The following is a 1,652-nucleotide window of genomic DNA, read 5'->3' as shown; positions in this document are numbered from 1 at the left end:
CCTGAATCCGTAGCTTCAAAGCCGCCAACAGGCTATTCAATGGCGTAATTTACAGGATATTTTGATAAAATCCATGCTCACAATACATCACCCGATGAGTGAATCATGAAGCGCTTCAAAATCGAACAGTCAGATGCCGATATCGTTAGCCATGGTGGTTTGGCACTAATTGGCCAGGCCGTCAAGCGCCACACAAATATTACGCGTGAGGTTGATACGCAAATTCCACTTCGGCACGGCATAAAGCATTCCGATGTGCTGAAGAGCTATCTCGCCATGCTGTGCCTTGGTAAAAACGACTTTGAAGCCATCAATACGATTGAAAGTGAATTCTATTTCATGAGTGCCATGGATATTGGCGACATCCCCTCAGAAGCCACCCTGCGCCAGCGTATGGACAATCATGCCGCGGCGTTCTTGCCCATCATCGAAAAGGCGAGCCGGGATTTCCTGATCAATATTCAGCCAACGCTGGAACCCTTGAAAACGGGCCACATTCCGCTGGATGCCGATGTCACGCCCATGGATAACAGCGGCAGCCACAAAGAGGGGGTATCGAGAACCTACAAAGGTTGCGATGGCTACGCCCCGATGCCGGTTTATCTGGGACAAGAGGGTTATTGCCTGGAATTTGAGTTGCGCGAAGGCAAGCAACATTGCCAGAAGGATACACCGGCCCTGCTGGACAGGGCATTGCGCCACGCCCGTCAAATCACTGATCAGCCCCTGCTGCTCAGGCTCGACGGCGGCAATGACTCGATTGAAAATATTGACCTGGTCCTCGAACACAATCAGGTATTCGCCGACAGAACGCCTGTGGACTTCCTGATCAAGTGGAACCCCCGAAAGGAAAGCAAAGACGACTGGCTTGCCTATGCCGAGCAGCATGGCCGCTGGGAAACGCCGCGTGATGGAAAACGTGTTGCCATATTCAGCGTCGACCATCAACGACAATGGAAAGGTTATGAGTACAGGGTGCGGCGTGTCATGCGCCTGGTTGAGCGAACCATCGACAAGAAAGGGCAGCTGCTGTTGACGCCGGAGATTGAATTGGAAGGCTGGTGGACCAGTTTATCCATTGACGAACCAGCGGTAATCCAACTCTACGCCGATCACGGCACCTCGGAGCAGTTCCATAGCGAATTCAAGACCGACCTTGATATCGAGCGCCTGCCCTCGGGTAAATTCGCCACCAATGCACTGGTATTGGGTGCCAGCATGCTGGCCTACAATATTTTGCGCTGGGTCGGCCAGAATGGCTTGCTGGGTCCCGACTCGCCAAAGCGAAGCAAAGCGAAAAGACGACGGATTAAGACGGTGATGCAGGAACTGATGTATGTGGCGGCGCGCATAGTTAAAACATCGCGCTCGATCAAGCTGTCGTTTGGGAGAGGCTGTCGCTCACTGCATGCCTTCAGCGCCGTCTACAAAGCGCTGGCTTACGGCTAACGAAACGGGTACTTCCCTGTAGTTTGTTAATGTCGGATGGGATCGGTGTCAGTCGAATAAGGTAAGCCATTATCATTTTCAGTTACCCGTGAAAAAAACAGACTGAAAATGGCGCTATCCGATACAAAACACGGGTGGTTTTGCTAAATTGGTCTGAATTGATATTTGTGGAGCGCGTGCGTTCGTGAAGCTACGGATTCAGG

Annotated in this window: 1 protein-coding gene; it reads left to right on the top strand. The window is 51.8% G+C overall.

The genetic code is table 11. The features are described from left to right. Positions 1 to 105: 105 nt before the first annotated feature. Complete coding sequence (locus tag NPX02_RS21075; RefSeq protein ID WP_260296034.1) at positions 106 to 1,449, top strand: IS1380 family transposase; 1,344 nt, start codon at positions 106 to 108, stop codon at positions 1,447 to 1,449. The last annotated feature ends 203 nt before the right edge of the window (positions 1,450 to 1,652 follow it).

This window comes from Sedimenticola hydrogenitrophicus (assembly GCF_025175675.1).
In the GTDB taxonomy this organism is placed as follows: Bacteria; Pseudomonadota; Gammaproteobacteria; order Chromatiales; family Chromatiaceae; genus Sedimenticola; species Sedimenticola hydrogenitrophicus.
The sequence above is the reverse complement of the archived record's forward strand: the minus strand, read 5'-3'. Positions and strand labels throughout refer to the sequence as shown.

Coding starts and splice junctions, on each gene's coding strand:
- NPX02_RS21075 (WP_260296034.1), top strand. CDS start 106: ATGAAGCGCTTCAAAATCGAACAGTCAGATGCCGATATCGTTAGCCAT.